Raw genomic sequence first — 21,818 nt, 5'->3', positions numbered from 1 at the left:
ATGTTTGGTGTGTTGAGGCATAACAGAAATCCAGTATGTGTGTTTTCGATATTTAACCGGAGAATGCCAATTGATTCGGCGATGCTCTTCACACTTTTTATGAAATATGTTCTTTCTGAGAAAGTGCTCACAGATTCGCAATTCTCTTCTTAAGGTTTTCTATGATGAACGGTTTTACCTTTCTGACTAATCAGAGGCTTATTTTTGGTGCTGGTTCCATTGCCGATTTGCCGGGTGAGTTACCGGATGGCGTTCATCATGTTGTGTTGATTGCCGGAGGATCTTTTTTGCAGCAGTCTGCGTATAAAGCATTGATGCAGCAGCTGGAAGAAAGAGCAGTGGAGGTTTCTTCGTTCTGTGTAAAGGGTGAGCCATCTGATACCACCATTGATGATATTGTCAAAACCTGCCCAGGCAATGCCGGTTGTGTCATAGCCATTGGTGGTGGCAGTGTGCTGGATGCCGGTAAGGCCGTGGCAGCAATGATCTGCCATGAGCACTCGGTAAAGCGTTATCTTGAGGGTGTTGGTGATCTAAGCCCCAGCAGTAAAACACTGCCGATGATTGCGGTTCCTACAACCTCAGGAACTGGCAGTGAAGCGACCAAGAATGCTGTTATTACCCGCACTGGCCCTGAAGGTTTCAAAAAGTCTTTACGCCATGATGCTTATGTGCCGCCAGTTGCCATTCTTGATCCTGAATTGATGGTTGGATGTCCAGCCGATACCACTGCTTATTGTGGCATGGATGCGTTGTCTCAATTGCTGGAGTCTTATGTTTCAGTGAAGGCTAATCCGTTAACTGATGCTCTGGCCTGGAATGGTTTGGAAATGGCTTTGCAGGCGCTGCCTGTTGTGTTCCGTGAGCCGAATAATGTTGAAGCCAGAGGTCGTATGGCCTATGCGGCTTACCTGGGCGGAGTAACTCTGGCAAATGCTGGCTTAGCAACAGTGCATGGTATTGCTGGCCCGCTTGGTGGTTATATTTCCGTACCTCATGGCGTTGCCTGCGGGACTCTACTTCCTCCGGTGTTTAAAAGTATTTATGAGCGTTCACCTGAAGATGCGTTGGCTATAGAAAAGTTAAAGCGAGTTGGTGGCTTGGTACGTCAGCTTTATCCTGAGTTTAATGCGCCGGGAGGGCAGGCTTTGATTGATCTGCTGCAGCACTGGCAAGAGGTGTTCAGTATTCCTAGGTTATCTTCGTTTGGGTTAACGGAGCAGGGATGTCGTGATGTGGCAGCTGCAAGCGATAATAAACAATCTCCGGTATCTCTTAACGAAGAGGAGATTCGTCAGATTTTACTGGCACGGTTATAGTGAGAATATTCTCGTAGGGAGGGCGGAAAATGGTTTTAAAGCGCAAGGAAATCAGTTTCCCGGTTACGTTGTTTTATGATGGCAGCTGCCCTATCTGCATGAAAGAGATCAACTGGCTTTATAAAAAAGACAAAGATCGGCGGCTAAACATGGTTGATATTAGCCGGGAAGGCTTTTCTGAAGAATATCCTGAGATGGACCCGGAAGCGCTGGATCGATTAATTCATGCTCGCCTGGGTGATGGCCGTATGGTTACAGGTGTGGATGCGACTTTGGCGGCCTGGGAAGCAGTAAACCTTGGTTTTCTGATAGCGCCTTTACGTTGGCCCTTGTTTCGAGCTCTAGCTGATTGGGGGTATCGAACCTTTGCGAACAATCGTCATAGTCTTGCCCGCCGGTTTGCTTTTCTTCTGGGGCAACCCTCATGCCCGACCGGCAAGCGTTAATTCAAAGATTTCTGGTGGATAGGGATGCGTCGTAATTTTAATCAGCTACCTGTGCTCGAGGTTCTGCTAGAACATAAAAACCTGACCAGGGTGGCTGAACAACTCCATATGACCCAGTCAGCCGTCAGTAAAACTCTTGCTCAGTTGCGAGATAGCTTTGATGATGAATTGCTGGTGCGCGATGGTCAGAAATATCTGCTCACCCCCAAGGCTGAAGAGCTGAAAGGGCGGTTGCCTGATGTGATGCAGAGCCTTGAAGCGCTTTATCAACCTCGGCAGTTTGATCCAGCTTCATGTTCCCGAAAGTTTGTTATGGCCTCTTCGGATTATGTGGCGCAATACATTTTTTCAGATATTGCAGCAGAGGTAGCAAGGCAGGCTCCACAGGCGAGTCTGGAATTTCGGCTGTGGGAGCCCGCTATGGTGGGCGGCTTCAGTGAGCAACCTATTGACCTAGTCTCAACCATTATTGATGTGCCCCCTGAGAGCTCCAGCGCGCTCTATCAGGGACAGGATGGGCTGGCAGTATTAATGGGTAAACATCATCCTCTTGCTGGTAAACCAATCACACTTGAGCAGTATCTTCAATTTTCTCATTTGAAAGTCAGTGGCGGCGGGGATAAGGATACGCTGGTGGATAGAGAGTTGGAGCGGTTAGGCTTTCGGAGAAACTGCCTTGCTGTGGTGCCGTTCTTTCAATCTGCTGTAGCAACCCTTGGTAAAACCAATACCCTGCTCACCACACCTCAGCATATCGCGGCACAGCTTTCTGAAAACGAGTCACTCTGTTTTGCCGTTTTGCCTTTTGAAACACCTAGCCAGCATTATCACCTGTTCTGGCATCAGCGTTTTGATGATGATCTTGCCCATCAATGGTTTCGGCGTCTGGCTTTGTCCTTCCTTAAGGGCAGTTTTGATAGGTCTGCAACTTTGGGTATGAGTAAAAAGACTGCTTTATATGACTAGTTATCGTTTTGTGGAATAGCTTTGCAGAGATAGCATCGCCCTATGATTTCTAGATTGTAGAGCGGGGCAAATAATGACGTTTACTCACTGGATACCTTTAGCAGCGGTTTGTACATTGGGAGCTATCAGCCCGGGGCCAAGTCTTGCGCTAATCATCAATAACACAATCCAGACTGGGCGCCGCGGTGGAGTTGTTACGGCTGTAGGCCATGGTTTGGGTGTAGCTTTGTACGCCTTAATCACCTCTATGGGGCTGGGGGTAGTGATTGCCAATACGCCCTGGTTGTTTAGCCTGATTCAATATGCGGGTGCTGGATTCCTGCTTTATATGGCGCTGAAAATTCTTCGGGCTAGCCCCAAAGCGAAAAATGAATCTAAAAAAGAAGAAGGGCGCTTCGTTGGTTTTGGTGGTGGATTCCTGGTTGCTTTCTTGAATCCTAAATTAGCGATTTTCTTTCTGGCTCTGTTTAGCCAGTTTGTGACTGCAGACCTGACTTTGACTGATCAGTTGATAATGGCTGTGACTGCCAGTGGCATTGATATGCTTTGGTATGCGTTGGTTGCCCTTGGTATTGGCAGCACCGGGTTGTTGGGTTGGCTGCAAAAGAACAGCCATTGGGTGGATCGAATTAGTGCAGTTGTTTTTATTGCTCTTGCTTTGCTGGTTGTTAGTCGTTAGCGGATTCTGATTCCGAAGATGAAATTAATGCGCTCAATACTTTTTCCAGTTGAGTCACTCTGTGAGCCAGGTTTTCTTTCTGGTTGTTAAGCTGGGGAAGTTGCAGGTGAAACACTTTTACGGGGCTGTTTAACTGTTGTTTTAACAATAAAGCCCTGTAGGTGAGTTCATTTGGTAGATAGCCGCCACTGGAGCCGGTAACTGATACCTCTTCAAGAACGTCTTCCAAACTCTCTATTGTTTTTGTTCCCGTGAGCGTTGAAATCGTGCGGTTGTCGATAACCGGCCAAGGTAGCCTGGCGGTAAAAAATGAAGACTCTGGCTGGGAGCTGGCGAGAAACTCCGGGCCTGTAAGGCTTTTTCCCTGAAGGCGTGGAGGTGATGGGCGGAAAGGTTTGGCACTGGTGATGGTGTTGGTGTTGTCAGGAATTGGGGTACTGCGGTTGCGCCCTGCATAACGCTGGAAGATCAGCTCTCTTTGATTGCCAGACGACAGAACAACAATGGCTTGCAGGGTTTTGTTCTGGAAAAACGGAGTGAGCAGGCCTTCTATCAGACCATCGTCAAAATCCCGAAAGCGGTTGGGTACTAAAACGGCCTGGCTGTGAATGGTTTCTAAATCAGCTTGCCAGTGGTGTTCATCAAGATTTAGCAGCGTAGAAGTGAGTTGGTGACTGCCTTTTGTGCCTGAATCAAAGATGGATGGGTCTAACCCGATAAGCAAAAGGTTTGTGCTATCCGAATTTAGGAATGCTGTACTCAGCATGCCTCGAGAACTTAACTCATAAAGAGCCAATAGCTCTCTGCGTTGTTCAGGCGTTAGGGAAAAGCTGTTTTTTTGCTGTTTGATTTGGATACGCCCTGCAAGCCTGGCTCGATAAAGCTGTTGATGATCTGTGTTATCACGCCATAGACTGGATCCTGCTTCCAGTACAAGTGCTTTGAGTTCTTTAAAGGAAGGGGCTGAACCCAGATGGGAAGTCAGCGTCTGAACGGATGCTTCCTCGTCATTTATGCCGCTCGGAGAGAGTGGGGGAGTATTTAATAATCTGCGTTCTTCGGCGTTTATGGGCAGAATGCCAGATTGGTGCCGGGCCCAAAGTGCATTGCTGCATATCCAGAGTAAAAGCAGTGTGTACTTGAAGCTTTTCAGGAACAGGGATTTTGTCATGCTCCGGCTGCCTGCCGCTTTTTAGATCCTCTCTAAACACTAGTGAGCAATATTGCAGTCGGCAACTAAGGGGGATGTAAGGTTTAGGCAGAAAATTTATTGATAAGCAGATACGAAAAAGCCCAAATCTTTCGATTTGGGCTTTTGGCTCTTAAAGAGCAAATTGGAGCGGGAAACGAGATTCGAACTCGCGACCCCAACCTTGGCAAGGTTGTGCTCTACCAGCTGAGCTATTCCCGCAATATTCTAAAAAGAATATGGCATCCCGTAGGGGACTCGAACCCCTGTTACTGCCGTGAAAGGGCAGTGTCCTAGGCCACTAGACGAACGGGACACAATCTCTTCGAAAAGAGTCTTCATAAAGAAGATGGTGGAGCCTAGCGGGATCGAACCGCTGACCTCAACACTGCCAGTGTTGCGCTCTCCCAGCTGAGCTAAGGCCCCTTCGTGCAAAGCGCTAAGCTGTTGCCGAAATGTGGTGCGAATTCTATGGGGAGGCTGTGGGTGTGTCAATACCGGGAAAAGAAAAACTGGAGAAAAGTGTGAGATGGTTTTCCCCATATAAAGGAAGAGATAAACGACAGGGGAGGGAAGAAGGATGAATGTGCCAAAAAGAAGAAAAAATCCTGAAAGAACATAGACTTCCGAAATTCTCCGCGGTATATTTTGCACCGTCTTCTGCAGGCCACTAGCTCAATTGGTAGAGCACCGGTCTCCAAAACCGGGGGTTGGGAGTTCGATTCTCTCGTGGCCTGCCATTTTCCTCTTCAGAAGCAAGCCCCATCGTTCAATACCCCAACCCTTCTAGCACGTATGCTTTGCGATTACGAGGTAGACAATTCTTTTACTGTTTTTAGTTATCTCGGCCATTTCAGGCTCACATCGCGACTTTATGCTCTAAAAACAGGGAAATATCGGTAAAATTACCCCTTATTTCTTCTGTTATTCCAGTCAGTTACCAGGTCATTAAACGACGGTTTTTGCCACTTCGTTTTTACCCGTGAAGAAGGTTAGGCGACACCCAGCAGAACCTTATACTCCTAACCTATAAACTCATCCAGCAGCTCATCATCAATCCAGGTATCCACTTCCAGCCATAACGGTAAATGATCACTCAACTGATTTTTGAATTTTCCCAAGCTTAGATCCGGATACAGCTCCGTATGGGAATCTTCAAAGAAGCGAATCACTCCGCCCTTACCCGTGAACCGTTCACTTTTGGTCGGGCTATGTAAAATCTGATCATAAACCGCTTTTTCGGTTAAGTTGGTGCCTTTCACCCGAAGTAAACTTGACGGGATCTGCAAGCTACCACTGGTAATAGCCTTGTATGCACTACTCCGGCGGCTGGGAATATTAAAGTCTCCCAGAACAATGAAGTCCCTGTCCGTTAAAAAGTCAGAGGCTCTTCTCTGTTCAACCCAGTCGGCAAGAGCCTTAAGCGCTGCTGTCCTCGCCTTAACCCCACCGCTCCAGCGGATATGGGCTGTCAGCATAACAAAGTCGAAATTTCCTGCTCGAAATGACGCCATGTAAGGAGATCGCCACCAATCAGGCGTCAGCTGTCGATACTCACCATCATCGACCTTTTCTCTCAGTGGATCTGCTTCCGCTGCTAGTCCTGTAAACACAGCTGCCCGTTCATCATAAACGTAGGCAATGCGCTCCTGGAAACCTGCCGAGTCACTACGAAAGTCGGAAAAAACGACTTTGTAATACGGCCCAAGAATGTTCAAAACCCGCTTCAAATCACCAAGGTTATCCCGGAGTTCCGTCAGGGCCAGAACATCGAATTGCCCGATAATTTCTGCGATAAGGTGGATAGCGTCATCCCTCCTGTACGCCTTACCAAATTCACGAACATTCCAGGTGCCGATAATCAGATTTTCATCTAACTTGCTAGGCGGAATATTTGCCTTGTTGATTTGATCTCTTATTCTCTTCAGCTTCAAAGCAGTAGCGGAAGACATCTGTCCATGATGCATCGCAATATCCCTCTCGCCTGATTATTTTTATGCGTAGACACCCATTTTGGCCAAAACAGGTGGAGCTTCATATAACCGTTTAGTTTTCCACTAATTCCTGCACACTCCAACCATCAATTCGGCACATTTGTGTAGAAAACTCCCACTGCAATAGATCTTTCATGGGAATCAGGGTTATAAAATGGGGCCAGCTCAATTGTCGCATCAGTAATACGACAATATCTTGCTCAGGAAAAGCCTCGGCAAACCGCATCGTCCGCCGCAGAGGCTTTTTGACGGGAATCGAAAATCAGGACGCGAAGCTCAGTCAGCAGCTCCGGCGCTAAAGGGATTGTTTCTGACATGCAGATGGCTCTTGTCAGAGATCATTCCAAAGATGGTTGATCTATATTCATCTGTCTCAAGCCTGCCCAACCACTTATGCTGATGGTGTTCAGCCAGAAACAGTCGCTTTATCTGAATGTTGCAGCACTGTTCCAATGATTTAACTTTCCACGCATTTGTATACCTGAAGGATACATTTAATGGTAAATATGAATTAAGCCTGTAAAGGTCCGAGTTTACTTTTATCTGTTTTTGTATAGTCCAACTGTACTTTTATTGGTGTTTTTAAACTATCTTCCTTCGAAAGAAATAGCTTAAGTACAGGGTGGTATGGACTTGCCTTATTCGACGGCATTTATCTTTTGGGGATGAGGAAATGCAAATATGGCTGGTTTGGAGTCCTTCCAACACTTATACCCAGCCTATAATCTTGGCTTATCACTGCCTCCTGCATGCAGAAGACAAGGGTACATAAGCTCATGCTGGCTGAGTCGGGTATTCATCACGGCGCGTGGTTCTGCCTGAGAGTCACCAGAGCTCGTTGCTTCGGCCAACATAGCTTGCACTCTTTCCTTAACATTTTCAGACCACCCCAGCAATTCATCGGTAACAGTGACCTTTTGTTCGGCAGAAGCATGCGATACTATTTTTTCAAATTGTTCAGAGCTATCCAGTTTTCGTTTTTTAGGTGTAGATGAAGAACTGCTTTGCTGCCTCTTACGTTTTCTTCCAGTACCGGTTTGTTCTTTCTTAACCAGTTCCCTGTGAGCTTCTGCCATAGCCAGAATGTGAGCTACCCGTGACTGAATAAACTCTTCCCCTGCTGGAAGAAGTTCTACATCGCCAATATCCATTCCGTAAAGGTGAGAGCTGCTCCCATTTTCTGATGTTGTATTAACTCCTTCGCTAATCTGCTGCCCAACCTCCATAACAGATGGCGCTATAAAAGTATTGCCGGGGTACTCCATAGAAAATGTCCCGCGAAATCTACATGTCTGTGATGTGGTTGCTTCTGAATCATCCGACACATCGCAGTAGGCGGTACCGGTATAAGATGTTCTCTCGGGCCTGTAGCTGTCAGGAAACTCCTTGCCAGCAACATCTTCAGGCAGATTAAAGGCAGCAAGATTCAGGTAATGTTTGCCATTGTGATACCTCACCGGAAATGCTTTTGCCTTGAGGGTATCTTTAATATCAACCTTGATCTCTTTTACGGCTGTTAGGGCTGCGCTCATAATGGCAGGGTTGTTCACGAAATAGCGCATGGCTGCGAGGGTAAAGGGGTGAAATGGAGAATAAATATCAACCTCTTTAAAAACCTCTACATCTGTCAGGGTAACTTCCCCTGTTGCTTCATTCGATGACTGACCATCTTCACTCTCAGCGGTCAAAGATTGCAGCCTTTCCAGTTCCTGCTGCAATGCTTTCTCAGAATACTGATCGAAAAAATCCGTGAAAGGAAAATATTCACCAGATGCGTCAAAAAGATCCTTTGTGCCAAGCTCACTCTCAACATGGAGCGGCAAAATAAACACCCTGTCAAAACCAAAATCGAAAAGGACATCAATCGTTTTCAGTTGATATGCTCCATCATCGTCTTCCCACTCATAAGAACCATCATCAAAGAACTGTTCGCCAGTTCCATCTGTAACCACAGGTACATAGGTAATCTTCACCCTCTGGCCAAAAAGCTCGGTTTCAATAACTTTCGAGAAATGAGGATAGAAAACGCCATCACCAGGGCAAACCCTGAATTTGCCCACTTCGTAGCATGCAACTTTGCGGTTGATGCTACCGATTGTGGCTCCTTTACCTGGAGCCGAAAAGGTGGGATCAGAAATAAGAAAAAGGCTAAGCAGGGCAATTTGCCATACGAAGACTGTGGGAAAACGTTTCATGTCGTTTACCAATAAGATCAGACAAGAAAGCAGTTTGAAATAGAAGGGTGAGATTAGCAGATTAGTAACTCTTCGTTTTTATTCTGTCCATATTATGGGATTAAAGGGAGGCCTTCAGGTTAGATCGAGTTTGTATATTTGGGGACGAAAATAAAAGCGCGAGCTGTATGGTGTGGCGAATTGCCTGATATCTCTGGCACAATTTACGGATTGCTAATAACTATAACAGGGCGCATCAACATGGCAGTTTCTCTGCGCATATTAAGAGTTCTTTTTCTTCTCACGGCTGGAACGCTGGCATTGATCTGGTATGTTTCAACAGAGCAGCAACGCCAAGAGTATTTGTTATGGTTAGGCTTGGTAGAACCCCCACCCGAAATAGAGTCAGTTTCTCCTCCAGCTATTGATCAGGAAATCACGAACCCTTTTACTCAATTCACTCATGGGGCTGTTAGTCATTACCAGTGTGCTCCCACAACTCGCGCAGTGACTGATGTTGAAACAACCAAAGTCTATAAGTGGAAAGATGAAAACGGGCGGGTTCATTTTTCAGATCGGGCACCACAACAGGCATCCGTCGAAGATCTCAGTCAAAAGTACCAGAACAAGGCTCAGTACTTTCGGGTCAAGGTTGATGTGTTCGGCAATAAAGTACCTGCCTGGACTCAAGACCGCCTGGCCGGTAGCACACGACAAATATTCACTGTTCTAGCCGATCAGCTGGATCTGACAGACCTGCGGCAGATTGATCTGAATGTGAAGGTATTTGCCAGTCGTCAGGCTTACCAGAATTATGCCAATCAGGTTGCCCCTAATATCAGTAAATGGTCTGCCGGATTTTACAGTGCAAAAATAAATACGGCAGCGGTTCACCATGATGGCCGTGATGAAATTACCCATCAGGTGGCGCGCCATGAATCAACTCATGTAATTATGGCTGGCCTGTTTGGCAATATGCCCACCTGGTTTACCGAAGGGATGGCGGAATACTTTGAGCATATGAAAATAACCGGGCAGGCAAAAATTATTGAGCCTGACCGGGGGCAGATGGCTCTCCTCCAGAAATCATCACTCCCTCACCTGAAGTATTGGTTTGATCAAACTGAAAATTGGTACAATCCAGAAGATCGCAACAGGAACTATGCCATTGCCTGGTCCGTTATTCATTTTCTAATGCAGGATGAACAACGTAAACAGTTGCTGGCAGCTTATATGAAAGATCTGGGACGAGATCTTTGTCGGGCAGTTTCAGCTTCTGAGTTCTTTGCCCGTGAGTACCCGGGAGGTATTCGCCGGATGACGCAGGATTGGCAACGCTGGGTGTTACACGGTGCAGCATCGCCACATTATTTCTAGACTAACGAAGAATTTTCATAACTGCTGCCACTGCCAGGCAAAACAGTAATGTTGATGACAGTGGTAGCGATATCTTCTTACCGTCACCTTCCACGCAGATATCTCCGGGTAGGTGGCCCAGCCAGTTCATAATGTTGGGCTCATACAGTACGAGCAGCCCGAACACGATAGCAACCAGTCCAAAAGCTGCGAGCAGTCTGATCATGTTTCCAACTCAAAATGTTTGACGGAAATAAAAATGGTTCATGATCAGCAAGGTGGCAATCCTCTGCCACGCATCAACACTTTTCATTACCTGCTTTTGTAGCATGCACCCTCCTTGGAGGGTTGCTATGAAAAACGGGGTAACGGTTAAAAAGCACGACCGTTTCCAGCTGGAAATTTGTGTAGAAAATACTGGGGAAACCCGGAAACAGTCTATCGACATGTATCTGTGTTTTCCTAAAGTGCTGGATATTACCTCGAAAACCTATCGGCGAAGTTCATTCTACAGAGACAAGAAAAACGGCCTGCAGCTACTGCCGGAGGTGATTGATCTTACCGGGCACCCCCTCCAGTGCTGCAGAGCTATGCGCGTTTTTATACATCATCAAACCATCAGCGATGACAAACGCTATAAACATCTTCTGCAACTTTTTAGTTGTACTTTTTCCCGTTCTCTCCAGCGGACTCTGGATAAGTTCAATAAAAAGGATGTTGCCACATTCGAGTGTGTAGATAACAACGTTCGGATCATGCTAGGCCTTCTACGGCGTCGTATGCCTCGAGGGGAGAAACGACAGGGATATTTTCGCTTTCTCGATGGCTATCTCAGCAGTGTGGTTACCCAGACTTATCTCAGTCTTCTGGCGCGTCATCCAGAGTTTCATGCCCGCCTTCTGCTTCTCGAAACTCTTGAGCTGGAGAAAGAATACCGGGGCAAAGCTGGTATATCTGATTTTGGTAATCGTAAAAGGGCAGGACGTGCTTATCGCCGCCTGGCACTGCAGCGCAAATACAGTGAAAGTGTTCTGCACCTTGAGAGCAAGTTCAGCCCTCATGGGGTAATGATTCAACAGATGGCTTATAGCCTTGTTGCTGGTTTGGCCATGGCCATCGCTATGGTTATAGCTTTCTGGTCTCAAAATAAGTTCGGCAACCTCACCACTAACTTTCTGGTGGCGATGGTGCTGGGCTACATGTTGAAAGACCGGGTGAAAGCACTGGGGAACAGTTTTACCGATCGCCGCCTGAGCCGGATTCTGTTTGATCATTATGGTGAAGCCAGAAACAAGTTCAGCGGCAAGAAGATGGCCTCTGTGCGGGAAGTGGTGAACTTTACCAGTGCAGGAGGGAGTGAAGAGCCAGTCTTGCAGGCCTTTCTTAAGCTCAAGCGTCGCTTTCGGCCAGAGCAGTGTGTCAGTATTCTTCGTTACAGTCGGCGTCTTGTTCTTGAAAGACAATCCTTTGATCCATTTATTACTGGTGTCAGTGACCGCACCCTTATTAATATGGAAACTATGCTGAGAAATGCAGCCTGGGAAGAAAGGAATGTCTATTTCCAGGAGGGAGAGCGAGTGATTACCGGGTCTGCCTTGCCTGGCTATGAAGTTGAGCTCCTTGTTCATTATGGGGATGAAGAGAACAACACCTGGCATGCTTACACATTAAAGGTAAACAGAAAGGGGATACGCAAGATCCGTGAAGGCAATTTGCCGGAAGCGGAATAATTGATCTGGCAGAAAACAGTATTTTCTAGTAGTGTTCACCGGTTTACCGCCCTTAGCCGCCCTGTTCATCTGACCGGTATTCCAGGTTTTTTGAGAATGCGTGTATCTGGGCCTCATCCATATTTACAGGTGAAATAATGGGCAAACATTACACCCAGACCAACCTTCAGATTGACGATCGTGTCAGCCAGCGCGATTTCAGCGGCAAGCGTCAGGCGCGTTTGGGTACTGAGAAAAATCCAGCCTCTATCACTGTTAAGACTGAAGAGCGTAAAGCGGAACTGGAAACAGTTTTTCTTGATAACGGCTGGTCTTACACCATTGTTGTGAACGAGGAAGCGGAAGAGAACCTTAATGATCTGGAGCTGCTGAAGCAGATCCCGACCAAAACCACTGTTCTTGAAAAGACTCCCGGCCGTAATGATCCATGCTCCTGCGGCAGCGGCAAGAAGTACAAAAAGTGCTGCGGATGATTTTTTGAAAATCTGCAGATGAACAAAAAAGCCACGATTATCGTGGCTTTTTTGTATTTGGAAATCAGTAAACGGCTATGCCGAATTTTAATAATTGCCGGGGAAGAATTTCATCAAGGTGTTTGAGGTCTTCGTCATTCAGCGTGATCACATTCAGGTTGTGGCTCTGGTAAAGGGAGACTCTTTTCTCTCTTAGCTTTTTGTAGGCCGGATCACTCCCTGCTCCCAGATATTCGATATAAACCGGGCCTTCAGGAAGATAGAAATCCCCCCAGGCATTCTCTTCTATAGGAAGCCGACGCCCGCAGGCGTGGGTAATTCCAGCCATATAAAGCCAGTTATCAATCAACATATCTCCACGGGAACGCACCATGTGCCCATCAGCGGTTCGCAGAGTGGCAGGAAAGCGGGTGAGATATTCATCAATCTCACTGGTGCTGTCATCAAGGCCAATGGCCAGGGTTAAATCTCCCTGGATTTCTTTCAGCGCGTGCTGAAAGGCTGGGTGAGTAACAATCTCTTCAGGCCAGCAGGCATAAGGATAACCCGTTCGCTTGTCTTCTTTTTGTGCGCCGCCTATGGCCTGGCCTGAAGGTGTGAGCTGCCAGCCTCGTAAACCTTTGCGAATCCAGCCAAGTTCGGCCAATAGGTTATTCACCTGTCGGGCTGGCAAATGGATTTCTTCTGCCAAAGCGGTAGCCGTGAGTAGAGGTGAGGATGCAGAAGCTTTCTTTGAATTGACCGGCTGTTGTGTGTCGATACGGGTCAGCGCTGGCCAGCAAATATAGGTGCCATATTTACTGTGGTTAGTGTATTCGCCCCCTTTGCTTTTTCCCTTCTCGGTCAGCTCCCAGGTTTCATTCTTTCGAACAATCCACCCAGCGGCTTCCAGTCGGCCAAATAACTCTTTACTGGTCAGGGATAAAGACTTGGCCAGGGCGCTGGTAGATATTTTCTTGAGGCCGGTTGCTTCCATGACTGTCTGCCTGCTTCAGAAGGGGATGAAGCAGATAGTGCCATGTCAGCACCGGGAGGAAAAGTAAGCGTGGGTGAGGTGTTAGTTATAAAGCCCGTCTGCGGTAAGATTAACACCATCAACAATCAACCCATCCGGCTCAGCCATATAATTACTGCGGCAGGATTCAGGTAAATACTGGGCTGGGATTCTGGCAGCCTCGTGATATCCGCAGTACCATTGGATCTGGTCATTTACTCTGACAGGGAAGAACACCAGCCTCGCCTCATTGGGCATATCGCTGGGGAAACTGTCGGCCTTTAATCTTGCCTCAAGGCGGAAGGGGCGGGAATCTCCATCAAGGCGGGGGTGACAGTACATAAAATCGATATATTCCATTAACCCGGTACCAATCAGTTGTCCGGTACCATTGGGTGCGGCAGGCATAGATGAGCAGTATCCGGCGACAGATCCCATGCTGGCAAAGTGTTCGTTGACATCGTTTTTATAGCGGGAAAACTGGGGGATAATCTCGCCGGCAATGGCGGATCGGGCGGTATAGGCGGGGTAATAGGTGATCGCCATTGCCGCCAGTATGCCGATAATGGCCACAACAATCATCAGCTCGATCAGGGTAAAGCCCTGAATTTCTTTGCCTTTTCTCATTTTCCATTCCCTGAAATATTCATTCCTTATCCGTCTAAATCTAGACGGGAAATCCCAATCCGGAAGTTTTCATAAATTCGCCGGATAAAGTTCATGTTTCAGAAACACCACTGCAATAAATCACAGTCATCGTCTGATAAGACTTCACACCTTTGTAGTCGTTTGACTTCCGTGGTTTGGGAGCAGGCAGGAAGGGAATTTCTTGCAGAACGTTCATAGAGAAAAGGATATCGACAATGGCTGCTCAATCACCGGTTATAAACGAGTTCGTTTTTAATCATGCTGGTACAGACACCGATGAGTTTATTGAAATTCTTGGTGACCCGCTGACGGATTACTCCAACCTCTGGTTGTTAAATATTGAGGGTGACAACACCAGCTCGAATGCTGGGAAAATCACCCAGGCTTACCAACTGGGAACGACTGATGGTGATGGCTTCTGGACTGTTCAGGCCAACAACCAGCTGCAAAATGGTTCTCAAACCTTGTTGCTGGTTGACGGATTTACCGGCTCTATCGGTGCATCTGTAGACGCAGACACTGATGGAGTGCTAGATGTGTCGGCACCTTTTGGTTCCATTGTGGATTCCGTGGCAGTAAATGATGGCAACAGCAATGACTTGGCTTACAGCCCTGCCGTTTTAGTACGTAATGCCGATGGTGTGGACTTTACTTTTGGTGGAGCTTCCCGGGTTGTTGATGGTGTGGATACAGATTCCGCCAGTGACTATGTTCGCAACAACTACGACGATAATGCTCCAACACCTGCTGGTCAGGCTGATAACACACCGGGAGCTCCCAATGTTGTTGAAGATGGCGGAGGCAACTCTGGTGGTGTAGAGAGCAAGGCGATTTATGACATTCAGGGTAAAGGTCATACGTCCCAGTATGTTGGTCAGACCGTTGCTACCGCAGGTATTGTCACGGCTGTAGAAAGCAATGGTTTCTACCTTCAGGGAGAGGCCGATGGTGATGTCGCCACATCTGATGCATTGTTTGTTTTCACTGGCAGTGCGCCAACTGTTGCAGTTGGGGATGATATCTCTCTTCAGGGTACGGTTGCAGAATACACGCCCGGTGGTTCCAGCTCTGGCAACCTTTCTATCACTCAGTTGACCAGTATCTCTGAACTGACCATAAACAGCAGCGGCAACGATCTTCCCGAAGCTGTTGTTATTGGTCAGGGCGGTCGTGAACAAACAGCTTCCGTTGTTGATGATGACCAGCTGGCTTTGTTCGACCCTGAAAATGACAGCATTGATTTCTTTGAAAGTCTCGAAGGGATGCGGGTCACTGTGCAGGATGCACATGCTGTGTCTGCAACCAATAAATACGGTGAAATCTTCACCGTTGCTGACCAGGGCCAGAATGCGACCGGTTTGAATAGCCGGGGTGGAATTGATCTGGCGGCAGATGATCTGAACCCTGAGCGCATCCAGATTCAACTAGATGATGACCTGTTGTCTGGCTTTGATGCCCAAGTCAATGTAGGCGACAACTTAGGTAACGTGACAGGGGTTATGGATTATTCCTATGGCAACTATGAAGTAAAAGCTACGGAAGCGTTTTCAGTAACAGCGGGTGATCTGCAGAAAGAGCAGACTCAACTTGTTGCTGGTGCTAATGAGCTTACTGTTGCCAGTTACAATGTCGAAAATCTTGATGCTCAGGACGACAACAGTCGTTTTGAAAGTCTTGCCCAGCAGATCATTAACAACCTCTCTAATCCCGATATTCTGGCGCTGCAGGAGATTCAGGATAATGATGGTTCTACCGACAGTGGCGACCCTTCAGCGGATCAAACCTGGCAGAAACTGATTGATGCCATAGAAGCTGCTGGTGGCCCCAGTTACGAGTATGTGCAGCTGGACCCTGCCAACAATGCCGATGGTGGTCAGCCTGGTGGCAATATTCGTGTCGGTTATCTCTACAATCCTGACCGTGTTGATTATGTAGAGAACTCAGCGCAAAAGCTGACTGATGATGCCTTTGACGGTACTCGCAAGCCTTTGCATGCCCAGTTTGAGTTTAATGGTGAGACTGTTGATCTGGTGAATGTTCACCTGTCATCCAAATATGGCAGCACACCGATTTATGGCTCCCAGCAGCCATTTGTAAATGCTGGTTATGAAGACCGAATGGAGCAGGCTCAGGCAATCAATGATTATGTTGATGGGCTGATGGCTGCCGATCCTGATGCCAAGGTGATGGTGCTGGGTGATTTCAACTCATTCCAGTGGGAAGGCCCGGCTGATGTGATGGAGGGACAGGGCGCTGACAATGTGATGACCAACCTGATTGATGGTCTGAGCGATGATGAGCACACCTATAACTTCCAGGGTAACTCTCAGGTTCTGGATCAGATTCTGGTCAGTAACAACCTCGCTGGTTCAGCAGAGCTGGATGTTGTGCATGTCAACACTGAGTTTGCTGATGGTGCCAGCGATCATGAGCCTCTGGTTGCCCGGGTGACCATTGGTGAGCCGGTATACACATTACAGATTCTGCATGCTTCCGATCTGGAAGGCGGTGTAGAGGCCATTCCTCGTGCAGCCAACTTCGCAGCAATTGTTGATGCCTTGGAAGACACTTACGACAACAGTATTACCTTGTCGGCAGGTGACAACTATCTCAGTGGCCCTTTCTTCTCAGCTTCCGGTGATCGTGGGGTATTCCGGGATAGCGATGTATTTAATGACTTCTACAACAAACTGTTTGGTCTGGAAGGTGATGAAAGTTATCAGGGCTTGAGAGAGGGTGGTGGTCGGGTGGATATATCCATCATGAATGCCATCGGCTTCGATGCTTCAGCGCTGGGTAACCACGAGTTTGATGTGGGCACATCTGTTCTGGCGGATATTCTTGCTCCTGAATACAAAGGTGAAGGTCTGGCGGATGACCGCTGGGTTGGTGCTCAGTTCCCTTATTTGAGTGCAAATCTGGACTTCAGCAATGACCCTAACCTGGCCGAGTTTTATACCGATCAGCTGCTGCTGTCGTCTTCCTTTGCAACCGGCCCACAACAATCGGGCACACCAACTCCAAAGATTGCCCCGGCCACTATCGTAGAAGAGGGTGGTGAGAAGATTGGTATTGTGGGTGCGACTACTCCACTGCTGGCGCAGATTTCTTCACCCGGAAACACCAGTGTTATCAACGGCGATAACCCAAGCGATATGCAGGCTCTGGCCGATGTTCTGCAACCTGTTGTTGATCAGCTGCTGGATCAGGGTATCAACAAGATCATCCTTGTTTCCCACTTGCAGCAGATTGCTTTGGAAAAAGAACTGGTACAGCTTCTCCACGGTGTCGATGTGGTTATTGCTGGTGGCTCTGACACTTTGCAGGCGGATGAAACCGATGTTCTGCATGCTGGTGATGTGGCGGCAGAAAATTATCCGTTCACGACGACAAACGCTGATGGCGATCCAGCAGTAATTGTTAGCACTGATGGACAGTACAGCTATGTTGGTCGTCTGGTCGTAGATTTCGATGCCGATGGCAAAATCATCGTTAACGACAATGGCGAAGTGACGGATGCCGATATCAGTGGTGCGTATGCCAGCACCGATGAAAACGTTGATGCTCTGTGGGGTGAAGACGATGCTTTTGCAGAAGGCACCAAAGGTGATTTGGTTAAAGATCTTACCGATGCCGTGCAGGAGCTGGTGAATGAGAAAGACAGCAATATTCTCGGCAGTACTAATGTTTTCCTCGAAGGTCGCCGTGAAGCAGTTCGTACTGAAGAAACCAATGTTGGTAACCTGACCGCCGATGCCAATCTGGCTGCAGCGCAGCAATACGACAATAGTGTGATGGTGTCCATCAAGAATGGTGGCGGCATTCGTGCCCAGATCGGCACTATTCAAGATGATGGCACTGGTAACTACAGTGAGTTGCCTCCACAGGCTAACCCCGCCAGTGGTAAGCAGGCTGGGCAGGTTTCCCAGCTGGATATTGAGAATACCCTTAAGTTCAATAACTCACTGACTCTTCTTACTTTGACAGCCGAGCAGCTGGTTCAGGTGCTGGAGCATGGTGTAGCAGCTTCCGGTGAAGGTAATACTCCCGGGCAGTTTGCTCAGGTCAGCGGTGTGCACTTCAGTTATGACACCTCTCTGGCATCTGGTTCCCGTGTTCGCTCTGCTGCTCTGGTTAATGGAGAAGGGCAGGTCATCCAGATTCTGGTCGAGAGCGGAGAGCTGGTTGCGCCTGCGGATATGGCTATTCGTATCGTGACACTTGGCTTCCTGGCTTCCGGTGGTGACGGCTATCCATTTGCAGACTTTGCCACGGATGTTGTTGATCTCACTGATGTGTTAACGGATGTCGGAGCGTCAGACTTTGCTGCGCCGGGTAGTGAGCAGGATGCTCTGGCCGAGTACCTGCGGGCAAACTTCAATGATCAGCCTTACAACGCAGAAGAAACTGATGCTTCAGAAGACACCCGCATCCAAAACCTTGCTGAGCGTGAAGACACAGTTCTTCAGGGGCAGACAACTATTCCTGTGGATGTGGTTGATGGTAGTGGTGATGGTGTTCTTATGGGAGCTGCTGGAGCCGATATGATCAACGGTGGTGCTGGTGATGACCTGATTGATGGCCTGGGCGGAGATGATCATCTTCTGGGTGGTTATGGGGATGACAAGCTCTATGGCCGTGAAGGGCAGGATCTTCTGAAAGGTGATGGCGGCAACGACTGGCTCTATGGTGGAGTGGGTGCCGACGAACTTCATGGTGGTAATAACCAGGATTACCTGTTCGGTGAAGAGGGTAATGATCGCTTATTTGGTGAGCACGGTAATGACGAGCTGGATGGTGGCAAAGGTAATGACTATCTGGCCGGTGGTGAAGGTCAGGATTACCTGCTTGGCGGTAAGGGCAACGATCAGCTGATGGGGGGAAGTGGCCATGACTGGCTGGAAGGTGGTCAGGGTTCTGATCATCTTGAAGGTGGTAGCGGTCATGACTATCTTGCCGGTGGTAAAGGTGATGACTGGCTGCTGGGTGGTTCAGGGCAGGATGTGTTTGCTATTGCTGCGAATGGTGGTCATGACACTATTCGTGACTTTGAGGCGGGCAGTGACACTATTCTCCTGAATGGGCTGGGCTTCGATTCTCTGGATGCTGTGCGTGACGCCAGTGTACAGCAGGGGCGTAATCTGGTTATTAGCATTGACGATAACAACTCACTGACCCTGATTGGTATGCGGGATGATCTGCTCAATGAGCAGAACCTGCAGTGGGGCGATCAATTAGTGTAGATGCTGTTATAAAAAATCCCCCACCATTTCTGGTGGGGGATTTTTTGTCTCAGAACTATGAATTAACGGTCAGACATTGGGGTGAAATCCCGTTTTGCAGGGCCAGTATAGAGCTGGCGTGGGCGACCGATTCGGTAGCTGCTGCTGATCATCTCATGCCAGTGAGCAATCCAGCCTGGAGTACGGCCGGTGGCAAAGATAACCGTGAACATTTCAACAGGAATGCCCAGGGCTTTCAGGATGATGCCGGAGTAGAAGTCCACGTTTGGATATAGCTGGCGATCAATAAAGTACTGGTCTTCCAGGGCAATCTGTTCCAGACGCTTGGCAATCTTGAGCTGAGGATCGTTAATGCCCAGTTCACCAAGAACTTCGTCACAGGTTTGCTTCATAACTTTGGCCCGTGGGTCAAAGTTCTTGTAAACCCGGTGGCCGAAGCCCATCAGGCGGAATGGGTCATTCTTGTCTTTGGCCTTGGCAACAAATTCATCGATATTGGCTTCATCACCAATCTCATCCAGCATCTTCAGAACGGCCTCATTGGCACCACCGTGAGCAGGACCCCACAAAGCGGCAATACCGGAAGCAATACAGGCAAATGGGTTAGCGCCACTGGAGCCTGCCAGACGTACAGTTGATGTGGAAGCGTTCTGCTCATGGTCGGCGTGGAGCAGGAATATCTTGTCCATGGCGCGAGCCAGAACAGGATTGACTTCATATTCCTGACATGGGGTAGCAAACATCATGTGCAGGAAGTTGCCGCCATAGGAGAGGTCGTTCCGTGGATACATGAATGGCTGGCCGATGGAGTACTTGTAAGCCATGGCCGCCAGAGTTGGCATCTTGGAAATCAGGCGGTAGGCAGTGATTTCACGATGACGCTCATTATTTATGTCCAGGGAGTCGTGATAGAAAGACGACAATGCACCAACAAGACCGCACATGATAGCCATGGGGTGAGCATCACGACGGAAGCCGTTCAGGAATTCGATCATCTGCTCGTGAACCATGGTGTGACCCATGATTGTCGTTGAGAAGTTTTCCTTTTGCTCTTCTGTTGGCAGTTCGCCGTAAATCAACAGATAACAGACTTCAAGAAAGTCTGATTGATCGGCCAGCTGCTCAATTGGGTAGCCTCTGTGTAAGAGGATTCCCTTGTCACCATCTATAAAAGTGATCTTTGATTCGCATGCTGCGGTGGATACAAAACCCGGATCGTAAGTGAAAACACCATTGGCGGTGAGTTTTCTTACGTCTATGACATCGGGTCCAAGAGTTCCGCTGTAAACCGGCAGTTCCAAGGATTCTTCACTACCTTCTATGGTTAGCCGCGCGAGCTTCTCAGCCATGGGCCCTCCTGCTAGTACTATCTGATTGTGTATTTGCTTTCTTGTAATTTTTTTGAGCCTGATGTCGTGTATTTACGTATTTTATTTATGGCTCAGTGTGCTTGGTTTTGCCCAACTATAGAGAGATTAATGTTTTTGTCAAACAGGCTGTAGGCTTCGGGTAATAACGTTTTCTCTCTAAAAGTTGATTCCTTGAACGGAATATTATTGTCCCTGTTTTGATGTTGTTTTTGTCAATAGCACCTGCAGGTATTTTTATTAACCCTGTTGTTTTGTTTTGGTGCGCAGGCATTGTTCTGGTGCGATGCAGGGCATAGGTTCTAGTGGTTTATACGGAGGCGCGCCGTTGTAATCAAAAACCGAAATGACTATACTTCCGGCCGAACTCTGAGGGGGGTGAGTACATATTTTCGGATGTTTTATTCAAAAACTCAGAGCATATGATCTGTCTTCAACCTTCAGCGTAAAACACAATTCATGCACAATTCCAAAAGCCCGTTCGGGTTACAGGGTGTTAGACCGTGAATAGCAAGAGACCAGTCAATCTCGACCTGACAACAATAAGGTTGCCCTTACCCGCCTACACGTCCATTTTGCACCGAATCTCCGGTGTGATCCTGTTTGTGGGTATTGCTTTCCTTTTATATGGGCTTGATCTCTCACTGGGTTCCAGGGAAGGGTTTAAGCAGTTTACCGAGTGTCTTACTTCACCAGTTGCCAAGTTTATAACCTGGGGATTGCTGACCGGCCTTGGTTATCACTTTGTTGCTGGTATCAAGCATCTGATTATGGATGCTGGTATTGGTGAAACGAAAGAGTCCGGCAAAACTGGCGCACAGGTTACTCTGGTGCTGGGTGTTGTCCTCAGTATTCTGGCGGGGGTGTGGGTATGGTAACCAATATTACCAATCTGTCGCGCAGTGGTCTTTATGACTGGATGGTGCAGCGGGTAACCGCCCTTGTTCTGGCCGCATACACCGTATTTATGGTGATCTGGTTGCTGTGTAATTCTCCCGTAGGGTTTGAAGAGTGGAGAGCGCTGTTTGACCAGACCTGGATGCGGGTATTCAGTCTGCTGACTCTGATTTCTTTGGGGGCGCATGCCTGGGTAGGTATGTGGACCATCTCTGGTGATTATCTGAACGAGCGAGCCCTGGGTAAAAAGGCGCTGGCTTTCCGTTTTCTGTTTCAGGCGCTGTGCGGCATTACTATGTTCAGCTATGTGGTCTGGGGTGTTCAGATTCTTTGGGGGTTATAA

General features: G+C 48.0%; 18 protein-coding genes and 4 tRNA genes. 11 read left to right on the top strand and 11 right to left on the bottom strand.

What is annotated here, in order from left to right; translation table 11 throughout:
- Nucleotides 1-161 precede the first annotated feature (161 nt).
- From ACY2RR_RS11485 to ACY2RR_RS11470, 4 genes are all read left to right on the top strand, one after another.
- Complete coding sequence (locus ACY2RR_RS11485; protein ID WP_490108282.1) at nucleotides 162-1,319, top strand: iron-containing alcohol dehydrogenase; 1,158 nt, start codon at nucleotides 162-164, stop codon at nucleotides 1,317-1,319.
- 29 nt (nucleotides 1,320-1,348) lie between these two features.
- Entirely contained in the window at nucleotides 1,349-1,765 is a 417-nt protein-coding gene (locus tag ACY2RR_RS11480; protein ID WP_490108281.1) for a thiol-disulfide oxidoreductase DCC family protein, read from the top strand.
- A gap of 24 nt (nucleotides 1,766-1,789) precedes the next feature.
- On the top strand, nucleotides 1,790-2,731 hold the full coding sequence (locus ACY2RR_RS11475) for a LysR family transcriptional regulator (RefSeq protein WP_490108280.1): 942 nt from the start codon (nucleotides 1,790-1,792) through the stop codon (nucleotides 2,729-2,731).
- 73 nt (nucleotides 2,732-2,804) lie between these two features.
- Nucleotides 2,805-3,410: a LysE family translocator gene (locus ACY2RR_RS11470; RefSeq protein WP_490108279.1), complete on the top strand. Its 606-nt coding sequence runs from the start codon at nucleotides 2,805-2,807 to the stop codon at nucleotides 3,408-3,410.
- Here ACY2RR_RS11470 and ACY2RR_RS11465 read toward each other — a convergent pair.
- The 4 genes from ACY2RR_RS11465 to ACY2RR_RS11450 all read right to left on the bottom strand — a co-directional run bounded on the left by ACY2RR_RS11465 (nucleotide 3,400) and on the right by ACY2RR_RS11450 (nucleotide 5,025).
- Complete coding sequence (locus tag ACY2RR_RS11465; RefSeq protein ID WP_490108278.1) at nucleotides 3,400-4,581, bottom strand: hypothetical protein; 1,182 nt, start codon at nucleotides 4,579-4,581, stop codon at nucleotides 3,400-3,402. The two genes, ACY2RR_RS11470 and ACY2RR_RS11465, sit on opposite strands and share 11 nt — an antisense overlap.
- A 164-nt stretch (nucleotides 4,582-4,745) precedes the next feature.
- A tRNA-Gly gene (locus tag ACY2RR_RS11460) sits at nucleotides 4,746-4,821 on the bottom strand.
- Between the two features lie 18 nt (nucleotides 4,822-4,839).
- Nucleotides 4,840-4,915, bottom strand: a tRNA-Glu gene (locus ACY2RR_RS11455).
- 34 nt (nucleotides 4,916-4,949) lie between these two features.
- Nucleotides 4,950-5,025: transfer RNA gene (locus ACY2RR_RS11450), tRNA-Ala, on the bottom strand.
- A 238-nt stretch (nucleotides 5,026-5,263) separates the two neighbouring features.
- Between ACY2RR_RS11450 and ACY2RR_RS11445 the strand changes: the two genes are divergently transcribed.
- Nucleotides 5,264-5,339 (top strand) — tRNA-Trp (locus ACY2RR_RS11445).
- A gap of 282 nt (nucleotides 5,340-5,621) precedes the next feature.
- On the opposite strand, the gene ACY2RR_RS11440 is transcribed toward ACY2RR_RS11445, so the two are convergent.
- The 3 genes from ACY2RR_RS11440 to ACY2RR_RS11430 form a co-directional block, all read right to left on the bottom strand.
- A complete protein-coding gene (locus tag ACY2RR_RS11440; RefSeq protein ID WP_490108277.1) occupies nucleotides 5,622-6,566 on the bottom strand; it encodes an endonuclease/exonuclease/phosphatase family protein in 945 nt (314 codons plus the stop codon).
- A gap of 79 nt (nucleotides 6,567-6,645) precedes the next feature.
- On the bottom strand, nucleotides 6,646-6,819 hold the full coding sequence (locus ACY2RR_RS11435; RefSeq protein ID WP_490108276.1) for a DUF1016 N-terminal domain-containing protein: 174 nt from the start codon (nucleotides 6,817-6,819) through the stop codon (nucleotides 6,646-6,648).
- A gap of 493 nt (nucleotides 6,820-7,312) precedes the next feature.
- The gene (locus tag ACY2RR_RS11430) at nucleotides 7,313-8,788 is read right to left on the bottom strand and encodes a hypothetical protein (RefSeq protein ID WP_490108275.1); all 1,476 of its coding nucleotides are present in this window, start codon (nucleotides 8,786-8,788) and stop codon (nucleotides 7,313-7,315) included.
- A gap of 240 nt (nucleotides 8,789-9,028) precedes the next feature.
- Here ACY2RR_RS11430 and ACY2RR_RS11425 point away from each other — a divergent pair, with 240 nt between their 5' ends.
- Nucleotides 9,029-10,144, top strand: coding sequence for a DUF4124 domain-containing protein (locus ACY2RR_RS11425; RefSeq protein WP_490108274.1), 1,116 nt, complete (start codon nucleotides 9,029-9,031; stop codon nucleotides 10,142-10,144).
- 1 nt (nucleotide 10,145) lies between these two features.
- Here the strand turns inward: ACY2RR_RS11425 and ACY2RR_RS11420 are convergent, their stop codons facing one another.
- Nucleotides 10,146-10,349, bottom strand: a complete 204-nt coding sequence (locus tag ACY2RR_RS11420; RefSeq protein ID WP_490108273.1) for a DUF2905 domain-containing protein — start codon at nucleotides 10,347-10,349, stop codon at nucleotides 10,146-10,148.
- 127 nt (nucleotides 10,350-10,476) lie between these two features.
- Here ACY2RR_RS11420 and ACY2RR_RS11415 point away from each other — a divergent pair, with 127 nt between their 5' ends.
- Complete coding sequence (locus ACY2RR_RS11415) at nucleotides 10,477-11,853, top strand: hypothetical protein (RefSeq protein ID WP_490108272.1); 1,377 nt, start codon at nucleotides 10,477-10,479, stop codon at nucleotides 11,851-11,853.
- Nucleotides 11,854-11,990: 137 nt separating this feature from the next.
- Complete coding sequence (locus ACY2RR_RS11410; RefSeq protein ID WP_490108271.1) at nucleotides 11,991-12,326, top strand: PBPRA1643 family SWIM/SEC-C metal-binding motif protein; 336 nt, start codon at nucleotides 11,991-11,993, stop codon at nucleotides 12,324-12,326.
- 64 nt (nucleotides 12,327-12,390) lie between these two features.
- On the opposite strand, the gene ACY2RR_RS11405 is transcribed toward ACY2RR_RS11410, so the two are convergent.
- Together ACY2RR_RS11405 and ACY2RR_RS11400 are read right to left on the bottom strand one after the other, a co-directional pair.
- Nucleotides 12,391-13,302 carry a hypothetical protein gene (locus ACY2RR_RS11405; protein WP_490108270.1) on the bottom strand — a complete coding sequence of 304 codons (912 nt, stop codon included), beginning with the start codon at nucleotides 13,300-13,302 and terminating at the stop codon, nucleotides 12,391-12,393.
- Between the two features lie 81 nt (nucleotides 13,303-13,383).
- A complete protein-coding gene (locus tag ACY2RR_RS11400; protein ID WP_490108269.1) occupies nucleotides 13,384-13,947 on the bottom strand; it encodes a pilin in 564 nt (187 codons plus the stop codon).
- A gap of 236 nt (nucleotides 13,948-14,183) precedes the next feature.
- Here ACY2RR_RS11400 and ACY2RR_RS11395 point away from each other — a divergent pair, with 236 nt between their 5' ends.
- Nucleotides 14,184-19,211 carry a DUF8508 domain-containing protein gene (locus ACY2RR_RS11395; protein ID WP_490108268.1) on the top strand — a complete coding sequence of 1,676 codons (5,028 nt, stop codon included), beginning with the start codon at nucleotides 14,184-14,186 and terminating at the stop codon, nucleotides 19,209-19,211.
- 62 nt (nucleotides 19,212-19,273) lie between these two features.
- Here the strand turns inward: ACY2RR_RS11395 and gltA are convergent, their stop codons facing one another.
- Entirely contained in the window at nucleotides 19,274-20,560 is a 1,287-nt protein-coding gene (gene gltA, locus ACY2RR_RS11390) for a citrate synthase (RefSeq protein ID WP_490108267.1), read from the bottom strand.
- A 521-nt stretch (nucleotides 20,561-21,081) separates the two neighbouring features.
- Between gltA and sdhC the strand changes: the two genes are divergently transcribed.
- Complete coding sequence (gene sdhC, locus ACY2RR_RS11385; protein ID WP_490108266.1) at nucleotides 21,082-21,456, top strand: succinate dehydrogenase, cytochrome b556 subunit; 375 nt, start codon at nucleotides 21,082-21,084, stop codon at nucleotides 21,454-21,456.
- Nucleotides 21,450-21,818, top strand: a complete 369-nt coding sequence (gene sdhD, locus ACY2RR_RS11380; RefSeq protein WP_490108265.1) for a succinate dehydrogenase, hydrophobic membrane anchor protein — start codon at nucleotides 21,450-21,452, stop codon at nucleotides 21,816-21,818. The genes sdhC and sdhD overlap by 7 nt, the downstream gene beginning before the upstream one ends.

The sequence above is a fragment of the Parendozoicomonas sp. 2304DJ65-17 genome (genome assembly GCF_058148445.1).
Note: the sequence above shows the minus strand (reverse complement) of the source record. Positions and strands in the feature narration are given on the sequence as shown.